The organism is Chryseobacterium sp. Marseille-Q8038, from assembly GCF_965111995.1.
On record NZ_CBCOPN010000001.1, the window covers coordinates 1,422,688 to 1,435,738 of the forward strand.

General features: G+C 35.6%; 14 protein-coding genes. 3 read left to right on the forward strand and 11 right to left on the reverse strand.

Translation table 11 applies throughout. The annotated features are described in order from the left end of the window. The first annotated feature begins 30 nt into the window (after window positions 1-30). Window positions 31-1,752: an amidohydrolase gene (locus ACWPWS_RS06585; RefSeq protein ID WP_454045959.1), complete on the forward strand. Its 1,722-nt coding sequence runs from the start codon at window positions 31-33 to the stop codon at window positions 1,750-1,752. 99 nt (window positions 1,753-1,851) lie between these two features. On the opposite strand, the gene ACWPWS_RS06590 is transcribed toward ACWPWS_RS06585, so the two are convergent. The 11 genes from ACWPWS_RS06590 to ACWPWS_RS06640 form a co-directional block, all read right to left on the reverse strand. Next, window positions 1,852-2,463, reverse strand: coding sequence for an inorganic pyrophosphatase (locus ACWPWS_RS06590; RefSeq protein WP_047495607.1), 612 nt, complete (start codon window positions 2,461-2,463; stop codon window positions 1,852-1,854). A 17-nt stretch (window positions 2,464-2,480) separates the two neighbouring features. After that, window positions 2,481-2,993 carry a DUF7935 family protein gene (locus ACWPWS_RS06595; protein ID WP_105682580.1) on the reverse strand — a complete coding sequence of 171 codons (513 nt, stop codon included), beginning with the start codon at window positions 2,991-2,993 and terminating at the stop codon, window positions 2,481-2,483. A 24-nt stretch (window positions 2,994-3,017) separates the two neighbouring features. Next, window positions 3,018-4,193 (reverse strand): hypothetical protein, encoded by a 1,176-nt coding sequence (locus ACWPWS_RS06600; RefSeq protein WP_454045960.1) that lies wholly within the window; start codon window positions 4,191-4,193, stop codon window positions 3,018-3,020. A gap of 90 nt (window positions 4,194-4,283) precedes the next feature. Further along, entirely contained in the window at window positions 4,284-5,180 is an 897-nt protein-coding gene (locus ACWPWS_RS06605; protein ID WP_454045961.1) for a phytanoyl-CoA dioxygenase family protein, read from the reverse strand. Between the two features lie 109 nt (window positions 5,181-5,289). Beyond that, window positions 5,290-6,204, reverse strand: coding sequence for a hypothetical protein (locus tag ACWPWS_RS06610; protein WP_454045962.1), 915 nt, complete (start codon window positions 6,202-6,204; stop codon window positions 5,290-5,292). After that, entirely contained in the window at window positions 6,201-6,878 is a 678-nt protein-coding gene (radC, locus tag ACWPWS_RS06615) for a RadC family protein (RefSeq protein ID WP_454045963.1), read from the reverse strand. The genes ACWPWS_RS06610 and radC overlap by 4 nt, the downstream gene beginning before the upstream one ends. Before the next feature lie 22 nt (window positions 6,879-6,900). Continuing rightward, window positions 6,901-7,479 (reverse strand): murein L,D-transpeptidase catalytic domain-containing protein, encoded by a 579-nt coding sequence (locus tag ACWPWS_RS06620; protein WP_454045964.1) that lies wholly within the window; start codon window positions 7,477-7,479, stop codon window positions 6,901-6,903. A gap of 16 nt (window positions 7,480-7,495) precedes the next feature. Beyond that, on the reverse strand, window positions 7,496-8,164 hold the full coding sequence (locus ACWPWS_RS06625) for an ABC transporter ATP-binding protein (RefSeq protein ID WP_105682586.1): 669 nt from the start codon (window positions 8,162-8,164) through the stop codon (window positions 7,496-7,498). Window positions 8,165-8,290: 126 nt separating this feature from the next. Continuing rightward, complete coding sequence (locus tag ACWPWS_RS06630) at window positions 8,291-9,889, reverse strand: dihydrolipoamide acetyltransferase family protein (protein WP_105682587.1); 1,599 nt, start codon at window positions 9,887-9,889, stop codon at window positions 8,291-8,293. Between the two features lie 108 nt (window positions 9,890-9,997). Further along, on the reverse strand, window positions 9,998-10,999 hold the full coding sequence (gene pdhA / locus ACWPWS_RS06635) for a pyruvate dehydrogenase (acetyl-transferring) E1 component subunit alpha (RefSeq protein ID WP_105682588.1): 1,002 nt from the start codon (window positions 10,997-10,999) through the stop codon (window positions 9,998-10,000). Between the two features lie 317 nt (window positions 11,000-11,316). Next, window positions 11,317-11,748 carry an NIPSNAP family protein gene (locus tag ACWPWS_RS06640; protein ID WP_454045965.1) on the reverse strand — a complete coding sequence of 144 codons (432 nt, stop codon included), beginning with the start codon at window positions 11,746-11,748 and terminating at the stop codon, window positions 11,317-11,319. Window positions 11,749-11,937: 189 nt separating this feature from the next. Here ACWPWS_RS06640 and ACWPWS_RS06645 point away from each other — a divergent pair, with 189 nt between their 5' ends. After that, on the forward strand, window positions 11,938-12,540 hold the full coding sequence (locus ACWPWS_RS06645) for a phosphatase PAP2 family protein (protein ID WP_454045966.1): 603 nt from the start codon (window positions 11,938-11,940) through the stop codon (window positions 12,538-12,540). A gap of 8 nt (window positions 12,541-12,548) precedes the next feature. Beyond that, window positions 12,549-13,034: a BlaI/MecI/CopY family transcriptional regulator gene (locus ACWPWS_RS06650; RefSeq protein ID WP_454045967.1), complete on the forward strand. Its 486-nt coding sequence runs from the start codon at window positions 12,549-12,551 to the stop codon at window positions 13,032-13,034. The last annotated feature ends 17 nt before the right edge of the window (window positions 13,035-13,051 follow it).

Genomic DNA, 13,051 nt, shown 5'->3' on the forward strand with positions numbered 1-13,051 from the left:
GTTTCTCACCATGATTTGAATTAATTATTTATGAAAAGGATATTATACACTCTTCTTTTACCTGCAGTTATAAGCAGTTGTCAAAATAAGATTCCCCAAGAAAAAGCAGAAATACTCTATTTTGGAGGTCCTATTATAACAATGGAGGATACTCCTGCTCAAGTAGAAGCAGTAGCCGTCAAAGATGGGAAAATACTTTTTGCCGGAACAAAATCGGATGCTGAACATTTTTCAGAACCAGCGACTAAAATCATTAATCTAAATGGTAAAACACTTCTTCCCGGTTTTATAGATATCCATGGACATCTTACTTCAAGAGCCGGTATCATGGATGCTGTAGATCTATCTCCTGAGCCTTATGGCACTGTAAATTCAATTAAAGATTTACAGACTACAATTAAAAACTACATCAAAGACAAAAAAATCACAGATAACATACCTGTTATCGGAAATGGGTATGATGATGCAATTATCACAGAACATCGTCATCCTACAAAAACAGAACTGGATGTCATCAGTAAAACCAATCCTATTATTGTTATTCATGCTTCTGGTCATGCCAGCGTAGCAAACAGTGCCATGCTAAAACTTCTGGGAATAACAGAATCATCAAAAGATCCTGAAGGAGGGCACATTGGCAGGGATAAAAAAACAGGGAGACTGAATGGAAAATTAGAAGAGAATGCAAGTTTCACTGCGTTGTTGGCAATAACGGAAAAAATGAATAAGGGCAAAGATACTCAAGCTCATGCCATGGAAAATCTGATGAAAGCTCAGGATGAATGGCTCAGCTATGGACAGACAACTATTTGTGACGGAAGGACTATGGGAGAAAGTGTTGCACTATTAGAAAAAGCAGCGCATCAACATCTTCTTAAAGCTGATGTTGTTTACTTTCCGGATTATGAGTATTTCAAAAAGGATTTCACCAGTTTTAAGCCCAAGTATATGAAGTATGAAAACCGTTTGAAGCTAGCCGGGTTCAAATTTTCTGATGACGGTTCTCCACAAGGTAAAACAGCCTGGCTTACTCAGCCTTATTTAATTCCCCCTGAAGGTCAGTCTAAAGATTACAAAGGATTTCCCATCTTTACGGATGAAACATTATATAACGATCTGAAAATACTTTTCCAAAATCATATAACTGCACAGCTTCACGTCAATGGAGACGCAGCAATAGATCAGGCTATACGCGTTATTAAAAGGTTAAAAGATGAAAATATTTATAAACCGGAATTACGGGCAACATTAATTCACGTCCAGAACAGCCGCCCTGATCATATTCAAAAGATAAAAGAATTAGGTGTAATTCCATCTTACTTTTCTACGCATGCTTATTTGTGGGGAGATTGGCATTATTCAAGTGTTTTTGGTCCTGAAAGAGCTTCTTTTATAAGTCCGGCCCATTCAGCATTAAAAGCAGGAATTACGTTTACCATTCATCATGATGCTCCGGTTACCCCACCAGATCTGATTACCGCAGTATATGCAGCAGTGAACAGAAAGACACGGTCAGGAATGATCTTAGGACCCAATGAAAGAATCTCTCCTATTGAAGCGTTAAAAGCCATTACCATTAACGGAGCCTATCAGCTGCAGGAAGAAAACATCAAAGGCTCTATTAAAGCAGGAAAAATAGCCGACTTTGTTATTCTGGATCAGAATCCTTTGACCATAGCTCCTGAAAATCTCAGAAGCATTAAGGTTCTGGAAACAATAAAAGATGGAATTTCCGTATATAAAAGAAAGTAAATCTGTTTTACCAGCATTATAATATCCATTAAGACTTATACTGAAAATAAAAAAGCAGATGAAAATTCATCTGCTTTTTTTATGTTTGGAAAGAAAATCTTATCCCCCGAATTTTTCAGCGTAATCAGCCTGAGAAGCTTTGATTACTTTTCTAGCGTGCTCTGCTCCATATACCTCCTGAATTCTGCATTTTGCAGGCTCATCCGGAAGGTTTTTATACGTAAGGAAATAGTGCATTAATCTTTTTACTTCAGCTTCCGGTAATTCAGAAATATCTCTGAAATGTCCGAAAGCGTGGTCATTAATCATTACTGCAACAATTTTATCATCTGCTTCACCTCCATCAATCATTTTGAAACCACCGATTGGAATAGCTTCCATCAATAAACCTCCTGCATGGATATTGTGAGAACTTAAAACACAGATATCAAGCGGGTCATGATCTCCCATCGTTACATCATCAGCTCCAGCTTCTATAGCAAGCTTCATAACTTCATTGTGGCAGTAAGTTCTTGGAACAAAACCATATAAAGCAGGGATAATGTTAGAGAATTTCTGCGGCCTGTCTACCTTTAAATATCCTGTTTCTTTATCTACTTCATATTTAATAGTATCTGAAGGAACAATTTCCACAAATACGTTTACAACATTTGGCGCATCTTCTCCTGCAGAAATTCCGTGCCATGGATGTGCTTTAAAATTTGGAATCATTATTTATCTGTTATTTTTTAAGTTATTATTAAAATTTCTTTTCTTAAGTCTTCTATTGTTTCAGCAATATAATCGTTGCCTTCCATATAATTCATGATGAAAATCGTTTTGAATTCATCCAGCTGAACATCACCTTTCAACCCGTCATACGTTTTGTGAAGCAGTTCTATAATTGCATTTTTTGAGTCTACGATATTCTTCCATGAGTTTTTTGTGATATATAACTGCTGTGACGAGTTATATTCAAATTCTTCATTGATTGTTTTTTCTGTCAGGAAAATAAATTCATGAGCAGCCAATCCACTATCAAACCTTTGAATAAGATTTGACGGCTTCATTCTGTCCAGAAACAAAGTCATTCTTTCATAGGAATGCGCTTTATTCTCTGAATTTGATTTCACGCTGAGCAGTTTGATTTCCTGGTTCTTAAGAGTAATGTATGAGTGTACAAATTGTCTGAGCAAAACCAGAAAAGGAATTGCAATAATCAATGCAAATGCATAGGGTAAATATCCTGAAAGACTTGTCATAATTTTAGACTGCAAAATTACTAATTATTTTCCGTCTTCTAAAGAGTTTTTAAAGATATCCACTTTAGAAATTTGTATATAGATCAACGCGAGTATAATTAAGAGATAAAAGCCAAGCATCATCCTGTTTACCAGCGACGGAAAAACCAAAAATCTCAGCATTACAGTAGTATAAATAATAGCAAAAAACAAGAGTTGAGCCTGATTTTTTTTATTACGGAATGTAAAACGGTTAGCCAATATGATCACAATAAAAATCAGTAGCAGAGGAAAATAAGAAGCGTTAAACTCGAGCATGATATTACTTTTAATAAAGTGAAAATAATCGGCAAAGGAAAACGGATCAGGTTGTGACACAGGATAAATCTGAACTTTAGTAAACTGATTCATAAAAAGTGTAGACCACGACACCTGATTAAAGGCCTGTACTAAAAAGAAGGAAAGAAACAGATACCCATATGATAGCAACAATGGAACTGTATTAATCTGAAGCCTGTTTCTGTAAAGGGAGATGAAAGCATACAGGAAAGTATAAAAGATAAAATATTCCGGTCTTGTTAAAACACATAACATGCCCAACATCCCTGCAATAAATAAATTCCTTTTCACTAAAAATACATAGAAACTTAAAAGAAGTAACAAACATGATAAAGAATCTGCAGAAACATGTCTGGCTGATTCCGACAGAGGTTTAAACAGTGAAATTAAAATAGTGAGGATAAAGGCAAGAGGATAATTTTTCAGAATTTTTATCAAAAAGCTGAATATCAAAATAAGAATCAGCGCATAAGAAATAATGGAAACCAAAGAGACGGAAGCAGAAGCACTGAAACCAAGCTTAAATAATGACCAGTTCATAAAATTATAAAAAGGTTTTACCACAAAAAGCTGTAATTCTTCTTCGTAGGCCTTAGGATTTTGTGAGATGATTTTATAATAAGTACTCTCTCCTTCTGCCACTTCTTCCACCATAGGATTTACAGAAGCAAATCCTGCAAAATCGGGAGCTTTTTCCCGCAATTCATCATATACTTTCTGATGAATTTCTTCAATTTTCATTTCAGGATATTCCGTTTTATAAATCAGCCCCATATAAGCTTCCATATCAGTGTTGTAATAGTGGTTGGTATACAGGTAGTATGACATGAAGCATACATAGATTGAAAATATAAAAACAAGAATACTCTTCTTTTTTTCCATACACTGATATTATAAGAATACAAATGTAAAAAAACTATCTTTTTAAATCCGCATTCCTATCAAAAGGTTTATGAAGATGATTATCATGTTCTAAAGCTCAAACAAAGCCGGCCTTTGTGTTACTTCATGGTAGCAAACACTGTTTTCATCAAAAAAATGGTAGACTAAACTTTTTCTGGTTCTGTTTTTATCCGTGTGAGGTTCTCCTCCGTGAAGAATATTGGCATGCCAGATTAATAAATCACCTTTTTTTGCTTTAAAGATTTCTTTCTTTAATCCTAATTCTTTTACTTTCTCTTCAAGGAAAGTTTCATAGGCTCTGTAGCTTTTCTTACCGATTTTCAAGTCTGTACCTTCATTATCGTAATCAGAATTCAGGAAGTAAGGTAATTTATGGCTCTTAGGAATATAGTGCAGAGCTCCATTGGTCTCATCTACATCTTCCAGGGCAATCCATACTCCCAATAGTCCACCCAAAGGATAAGTAGTCATGTGAATACTGTCTGAGTGTGTTTTCTGCTGGCTTCCGTTAATGAAGTTGATACTTTGAAAAAGCTTGGATTTCCCGTCTAGTAAAACCGATAAAAAGTCTAATAAATCCTTATCGCTTCCAATATTTTTAATGATTTCTGAATGATGAATGGCAAACATCAGTTTTCCTCCGTAAATGAACTTCAACGTTCCGTTTTCCATCAGTTTATCAATTTCAGTATTGATCTGATCCGCTGTTTCCGGAGTGAGGAAATTTCTAAGAATCAGATATCCGTTATCATCATACTGAAGAACGCTTTCTTTATTTTCTTCCGTAAGTTTCTTAAAAAAGGAAGTTTCCGTAAGCTTTGAATAATCTACGGCTCTTTCCCTCGAAGGTAGATGGGCAAAATCTTTACTCGAAATACTTGAAAAATAGTTCTTATTGATTCCGTATTTTTTATACAATGGAATATTATGCTTTAATTTACTCTTTTTAAATAAGTTATAAAGCATATATGATAATTTGTACTGACGAATCTGTTGTAACATAACTGTTTTACTAAGGATTTTATAAAGTTACGGAATATTACTTAATTAGAACCAATCTAAACAATGCTTTTCATCATAAAAAAGACTTTCCTCTCAACATAAGATACCCTAACTTTTTAAAAAGGTTCTTTTTTGAATTTTCAATAATTCCGTACGGCCTTAATTCCGGTCGGAACCCTCTGAAAAACTCTTCAATATTGGGAAGTTCACCTCCTTCAAAATCAAAAACACAGGTTTCAATATTTTCTTTAATGACATAATCAATCAAAACGGAAGCTCCTGATAATTTGACATAATCCTTATCATTGAAATTACCTAAAAGCGCTACCATATTACCGTCCGAATAAGTAGCAATCATATTAACGATCTTATGCTGATAGTAAAAAGCGGTGAACTTCAGATAGCCCAATTGGTAAAAACTCTCAAAAATCCTCATGAATTCAGACAGGTCATGATCCTTATTCAGCCCTATCGTATTGGCTTCAATAAAAGTTTTTGCTTTGTTATAAGGGATCGTTTTGATTTCCGATTCTTTTAATACAGCTTCATCTAACCGAAGTTTTCGTTTTCGTTTAGGCGAATATCCGGCGTATACTTTTTCATAAGTATTAGGGTATAACAAAAAATTTTTCTTGATTCTCATCTTTGAGCGAAGCTGATTGAGATCATTGAACGGATAAGCTCTGATCATGTAATTCTTTTCCAGATATTCTAAAAAAGCTTCATTGAGATCCACATTGTCTTTACCAGAAAAAACACCAAGCTGCTGACAAAGTTTTGGATTGTGTACAATTTTCATCCCATATTTTCTTACAAAAGGCACTGGCATTACTGCTTCGTAGTCTTTATAAACCAGAATTTCCCAGGGCATTGTAGAAGTAGTGTCTAAAAAATCTTTTGTAGCAGAATATTTTCTCTGTTCGGAATTTTCTAAACATTGAGTATATTTTACAAAATCAATTTCATGGTATTTCAATCTTCTAATCATAATAATCCTGCGTCCGAGAAACTAAAATAAGAATCCTGCGTGACAATAATATGGTCTAAAAGCTGAATACTTAATGTATCTCCTGCTTCTTTTATTTTTTGTGTGATATTGATATCTTCCCTGCTTGGTTTTAAGCTTCCTGAAGGATGATTGTGGGCAATGATAATCCCTGTTGAAAAATGATCCAGTGCTGCTTTATAGAGCGTTCTTACGTCTACAATAGATTGGCTGATCCCTCCCTGTGTGAGTTGAGATACATGAATCACTTTATTACTGTTGTTAAGGAAAATTGCCCAGAACTCTTCTGTTCTTAAATCAGAGAGCTGGTTTCTAAGAACGGCATAAGCATCATGACTGTTGCCTATAATTACTTTTTCAGGAATTTCCTGCACAGCTCTTCTCCTTCCTATTTCTAACGCTGAAATAATTGAAATAGCTTTTGCGTCACCAATTCCTTTAAATTTCATCAGATCTTTAACAGAAAGCAAGCTCAGCTGATGCCAGCTGTTATCGACAGAGGTTAAAATCTTTCTTGCCAGTTCTACCGCATTTTCATTCTTATTCCCGCTTCCCATAATAATGGCTAACAGTTCAGAATCAGAAAGTGAGCTTTTGCCTTTCTGCAAAAACTTTTCTCTGGGTCTGTCATCTTCTGCAAGAAATTTTATTGCCATGGAAAGAAGATTATATTATGAATTAATAGAATGCATATAATATGATCGGTTTCTTTGACTGATCAATATATTTAGTCGTTTCATTAAATGCATTTACCGAAAGCATGGGACATCCTAAGCTTAAACATGCCGGAGTCTGAGATTCAGTATCAGGAATACATCCGTAAGAATGAAGAACAATGGCTCGTTGCATTGCATTGCTGTTTGTAGAATCAAGACCGCTTAAACGATATGCTTTTCCAAACTTTCCCACATAGCTTTCTCCAATGGCATATTTTCCAAGAGATGACTGATAGGAACCTTCAACATTACTGAATTTTAAAGATTCTGATCGTGGAATAACGGAACCAGAACCATGAGACACTACCGCCTGCTGTACAATGGTGTTATTTTTCAGATTATAAATGAAGTAGCGGTATTTCCCGGAAGGTATCTTAAAATTGATAAAAACAGCCAGTTCCTGATTATACTCTTTCCCTTTAATATAGCTTTTAACTTCCGAAATCCTTATCTGAGGAATACTCAATGAATTCAACTGCTGGGATTCAGCTTTTGAACAGGAAATCAGGGTTAAAAAAAGGAAAATAAAGTGTTTCATCATCTGGTGCGGTATACTTTTATTCTATGATCATTCCGTCTTTCATAACGAGCTTACGGTCTGTAATTTCTGCAAGATTCGGATTATGGGTTACAATCACAAAAGTCTGATCATACTTGTCTCTAAGATCAAAAAACAATCTGTGAAGATCATCTGCATTCTTGGAATCCAGGTTTCCTGTAGGCTCATCTGCAAAAATGATTTTTGGTGAATTGATTAAAGCCCTCGCTACAGCTACCCTTTGTGCTTCTCCACCTGAAAGCTGGTTGGGTTTATGCTGCAGTCTTTGTTCTATTTTTAAATCTTCAAATAAAGCATAAGCCTTTTCAAGTGCTTCTTTTTCATTGGCTCCGGCTATTTTGGTGGGAAGCAATACATTCTCCAGCGCTGTAAACTCCGGAAGAAGCTGATGAAACTGAAATACGAAACCGATATTCTGATTTCTGAATTTTGACAGCTGCTTATCATTCATATTAATAAATGATTCTCCTGCTATTTCAATTTCAGTATCATATTTGTTGAATTGAGTCGGATGATCCAGCGTTCCTAAAATCTGCAGCAATGTAGATTTACCAGCTCCTGATTCTCCCACAATAGAAACCACCTCTCCTGTTTTGATGTGAATATCAACTCCTTTCAGTACTTCTAAATTCCCATAAGACTTATGGATATTTCTTGCTTTAATCATGATTCAAAAATAGTAATTTGATTTTGAAATTCCACCAAAAAAAACAGCGATAATTTTCAATTTTCAAATGGGCATAACAAAAAAACCTCCCGTTCTGGGAGGCTTTATTATTTTCATTTCAGAAAATTACAGTAACAATGTTAATGGACTTTCTAAATATGTTCTTAACGTTTGTAAGAATTGTGCACCTGTAGCACCGTCTACCACTCTGTGGTCACATGCCAATGAAAGTTTCATGGTGTTTCCAACTACGATCTGACCATCTTTAACGATTGGTTTCTCGATAATTGCTCCTACTGAAAGGATGGCAGAGTTTGGCTGGTTGATGATACTTGTGAATGTTTCAATTCCGAACATTCCTAAGTTAGAAATAGAGAAGGTAGATCCTTCCATTTCATTAGCTTTAAGACCTTTACTCTTCGCTCTTGAAGCCATATCTTTTACCGATGCAGAGATCTGAGTGTACGTCATCTGATCTGTATTTTTCAATACAGGAACTACCAATCCGTCAGGAATAGCTACTGCCACACCAATATTGATATTCCCTCTGTGGATGATCTTATCACCTGCCCAGCTTGAATTTACCTGAGGATGTTTTCTTAAAGCAATTGCAGTTGCCTTAATAATCATATCGTTGAAAGAGATTTTCGTATCAGGTAAAGAATTGATTTCTTTTCTAGCTTCAATTGCTTTATCCATGTTGATCTCCACCATCAGATAGTAGTGAGGTGCAGAGAATTTACTTTCAGAAAGACGTTTTGCAATAATATTTCTTACCTGAGAGTTTGGAGTCTCTGTATCTTCACCTTGTACGAAGTTTACTGCAACAGGAGCAGCGCTTGCTGCAGGAGCTGAAGCAGCCGGTTTCGCAGCTGGCTGATAATTTTCAATATCTTTTTTAACAATTCTTCCGTTTTCACCAGATCCCTGAACACTATTGATGTCAACCCCTTTATCCTGAGCCATTTTCTTAGCCAGTGGAGAGATTGCAACTCTGTCAGAAGATGAAGAACTTACAGCCGGAGCAGCTTTTTCTTCTGTTTTAGCTTCTGCTTTTTGTTCAGCTGGTTTTTCAGTTGATACAGCGGCTGCTTTCGGTGCTCCTACAGCTGAAACATCAGTTCCTGCAGGGCCGATAATTGCTAATACTGAATCAACCGGTGCAGCACCACCTTCTTCTACACCCTGCTTCAATAGTACTCCATTGAATTCAGATTCGAAGTCCTGTACTGCTTTATCTGTTTCGATCTCAGCAAGAAGATCACCTTCTTTTACTGTGTCGCCTACATTTTTGTGCCATTTAGCTACTTTACCTTCTGTCATTGTATCAGAAAGTCTTGGCATTGTAATAACTTCTACTCCTGCCGGAACTTCTGCAGCAGCAACAGGTTCAGCAGCTTCTGTTTTAGGTTGTTCTTCTGATTTTTTTTCTTCAGAACCTGCACTGGGAGCAGCAGCTCCTCCTGTCAACCCTGAAATATCTTCTCCTTCATTCCCGATAATAGCCAAAACAGAATCTACAGCAGCAGCAGCTCCTTCTTCTACACCTACGTATAAAAGAGTCCCTTCTATTTCAGATTCGAAATCCTGAACTGCTTTATCAGTTTCAATTTCAGCTAAAATATCTCCTTCTTTTATTTTATCTCCTACTTTTTTATGCCATTTTGCCACCTTACCTTCCGTCATAGTGTCGGATAGGCGGGGCATCGTAATTACTTCTGCCATAATTTATTTTAATTTGAAAATTTAGCCATCTGAAAATTTGAAAATTAAAAAAGGACATATTCTATCACATTTTCAAATTCTCAAATTCTCAAATTAACTCATTATCTTTTAGTTTTCTAATTTGTCTAAGAATGGATAATCTTCCTGAGCATATACATATTCATAAACCTTCTCAGCATCCGGATATGGAGAATTTTCCATAAATTCAATACACTCTTCAACAAAGTCTCTAGACTTGTTATCCATAACTTCCAGTTCTGCTTCTGTAGCCCATCCGTTTTCTAAAATTCTGTGCTTTAAAAGTTCGATTGGGTCATCATTTTTATGAAGAGCTACTTCTTCTTTAGATCTGTATGGCTCAGCATCAGACATAGAGTGTCCTCTGTAACGGTAAGTTCTTGCTTCAATGAATGTAGGTCCGTCTCCTCTTCTTGCTCTTTCAATAGCTTCATAAGCAGCTTCTGCTACTTTTTCAGGATCCATAGCATCTACAGCAAGGCAAGGCATTTCATATCCTAATCCTAATTTATAGATATCTTCGTGGTTGGCAGTTCTTTTTACAGAAGTTCCCATTGCATATTGGTTGTTTTCTACAACAAATACTACAGGAAGTTTCCAGTTCATTGCCATGTTGAAAGTTTCATGTAAAGAACCTTGTCTTGCAGCACCGTCTCCGAAGAAACAGATGTTCACTGCTTTTCTGTCGAAATATTTATCAGCAAAAGCAATCCCGGCACCTAATGGAATTTGTCCTCCAACGATACCGTGTCCTCCATAAAAACGGTGTTCTTTACTGAAAATGTGCATAGATCCACCCATACCTCCGGATGTCCCTGTAGCTTTACCACAAAGTTCCGCCATGATTCTTTTAGGATCTACTCCCATCGCCATTGGATGGATGTGACATCTGTAAGCAGTAATCATACTATCCTTTGTCAGATCCATTGCATGTGTAAACCCGGCAGGGATAGCTTCCTGACCGTTATACAAATGTAAAAATCCTCTGATCTTTTGTTTTAGGTAAAGAGAACGGCATTTGTCTTCAAACCTTCTCCACATTGTCATATCTTCATACCACTTCAGGTATACCTCTTTAGAAAATTCTTTCATGTGTTAGCTCTTGCTTTTTTATGATGAAATAGTTGAGCAAAATTATGAAAAAAACTTTGTTTTTATTCTATACATAGATAACTTTTCGATTTTTCTGTAAAATCTATTTGCGGGCTGAATGGATTATTCTTAATTTTCGAGCCCTTGATGTCTCAATAAAACCACGTTCACTCCACCACTTTCCAACGACAGTATGTATAGAATATCCCTATTTATCTGACTTTTATAAAATAATAAATAAGAATAAAACATCAGGATTTCTTTATACCTGCTTGCTGGCAACTTTCATTTTTAATTATTGTTAACATACCTTTTGGTTATTTCAACAGCTTCGTTTCCGGAGAAAAATCGGTAAGTCTCAGAGTTCTGTCTTCAATTTCATTAACGAAGTTACCATATTGCTTTGCTGTTCTTGCCTTGATCTCCTTCCATTCCTTATCCGCCATAAATCCTTCCCAGGCTGTTTTCATCGTTGCTTCATCTTTCCATTCCAGCAGGTAAACAAATTCTGTTTTATCTGTGGACTCCGATTCCCAAATGGCTACAATGGTAAAGTCATATTTCTTCATTATTCTCAGGGCATGATCTCTGAAACGGTCAAGAAAAACCTGCTTATTTTCTTTTGGAACTTCATAGATTCTCAGTTGATGTACAGGTCGTAGTAATGCAGAGGTATTTCTTTCGGAAACTTTTTGACCAAAAGCGATGTGGACTGATATGATAAATAATAATGTGATGAGATGTTTCATTATAATAATGATTAAAACTGATGAATTAAAATTAAACATTTTCTGCAAAATTTAATATGAATAAAAAACACTTTTATATCAAAACTCCCTGATATTAAATCACTTTCCTTATTGCTTTATTCTTCCTGTTCCACCGCCTGCCCTTGTTTTTTGAGGTGATAATGGTATATTTGATTTTTAAACCTGATTATGGAAGAAAAACAGTCTTCATTACTACACAAAATTTCAAAAGTCATTTCTGATTTTTTTAATCCATTGGTCTCTCTGATCATTTTCTTTGTATACATGCGCGTTAGGGAATCCACCTTTAAAGATTCTATGCTGTATTTTCTTCCTATATTATTAATGATTATCATTCCGGTGATCATCTGGCTGGTATGGAATGTGAAAACAGGAAGATACACCAATATGGATGTCTCCAACAGGGTTCAAAGGAAAACACTCTACATATTTATTGCCGTGTGTGTGATTGCTTATCTTATTTTCCATTATATCAAAACCGGGTATATTGACCTTGTCATGCTTTTTATTTTGGTGCTGCTTTTCGCCCTTCAGATCAGCAATCTTTTTATTAAAAGCTCGATGCATACAGCGTTTAATATATTCGTAGCAGCTCTATTTTTCTCGCTTAACTGGAAAATGGGTCTGGCATGGCTGGGAATCGCTATTTTGGTCGGAATTACCCGGATCATTTTAAAGAGACACACCGTAAAAGAAGTATTTATGGGCGCTGGAATAGCTTTTCTGGTATCTTTTATCTATCTTTATTGCAATATTCAATTTCAACATTAGAATACTCTATGAAAATAAATCATCTTACTGCCGCAGAAGAAAACTTTATGAAGCTGTTTTGGAGAATGGAATCTTTCTATCTGAAGGACGTTATGGAGCAGCATCCGGAACCGAAACCACACCAGAACACGGTTTCCACTTATTTGAAAATATTAGTTGAAAAAGGTTATCTCTCCACTGTAAAAGAAGGACGAATCTTCAAATACAGCGTACTTGTTCCTTTGGAAGAGTATAAAAAATTTCTATTGAAAGAGCTTTCGCATAACTTTTTTAATAATTCAGGGAAGGAAATTCTGGAACTTTTATTAAGTGAAAAATTAATCTCCCAGGAAGACATGAAAGGGTACTTTGATCTTAAAATCGAAATTAAACCCGCAAAAATTGAAGAGCCAAAGTTTGAATTTGCTGAGGAAATTTTAAGTCCGAAAAAAGAGAAGAAAACCAAAGAAAAGGATAAGGATAAAGACAAAAAGAAGAAAAAGAAGAAAGATTAATATAAAAATTTCAAAAA

Coding starts and splice junctions, on each gene's coding strand:
- ACWPWS_RS06585 (WP_454045959.1), top strand. CDS start 31: ATGAAAAGGATATTATACACTCTTCTTTTACCTGCAGTTATAAGCAGT.
- ACWPWS_RS06590 (WP_047495607.1), bottom strand. CDS start 2,463: ATGATTCCAAATTTTAAAGCACATCCATGGCACGGAATTTCTGCAGGA.
- ACWPWS_RS06595 (WP_105682580.1), bottom strand. CDS start 2,993: ATGACAAGTCTTTCAGGATATTTACCCTATGCATTTGCATTGATTATT.
- ACWPWS_RS06600 (WP_454045960.1), bottom strand. CDS start 4,193: ATGGAAAAAAAGAAGAGTATTCTTGTTTTTATATTTTCAATCTATGTA.
- ACWPWS_RS06605 (WP_454045961.1), bottom strand. CDS start 5,180: ATGCTTTATAACTTATTTAAAAAGAGTAAATTAAAGCATAATATTCCA.
- ACWPWS_RS06610 (WP_454045962.1), bottom strand. CDS start 6,204: ATGATTAGAAGATTGAAATACCATGAAATTGATTTTGTAAAATATACT.
- radC (WP_454045963.1), bottom strand. CDS start 6,878: ATGGCAATAAAATTTCTTGCAGAAGATGACAGACCCAGAGAAAAGTTT.
- ACWPWS_RS06620 (WP_454045964.1), bottom strand. CDS start 7,479: ATGATGAAACACTTTATTTTCCTTTTTTTAACCCTGATTTCCTGTTCA.
- ACWPWS_RS06625 (WP_105682586.1), bottom strand. CDS start 8,164: ATGATTAAAGCAAGAAATATCCATAAGTCTTATGGGAATTTAGAAGTA.
- ACWPWS_RS06630 (WP_105682587.1), bottom strand. CDS start 9,889: ATGGCAGAAGTAATTACGATGCCCCGCCTATCCGACACTATGACGGAA.
- pdhA (WP_105682588.1), bottom strand. CDS start 10,999: ATGAAAGAATTTTCTAAAGAGGTATACCTGAAGTGGTATGAAGATATG.
- ACWPWS_RS06640 (WP_454045965.1), bottom strand. CDS start 11,748: ATGAAACATCTCATCACATTATTATTTATCATATCAGTCCACATCGCT.
- ACWPWS_RS06645 (WP_454045966.1), top strand. CDS start 11,938: ATGGAAGAAAAACAGTCTTCATTACTACACAAAATTTCAAAAGTCATT.
- ACWPWS_RS06650 (WP_454045967.1), top strand. CDS start 12,549: ATGAAAATAAATCATCTTACTGCCGCAGAAGAAAACTTTATGAAGCTG.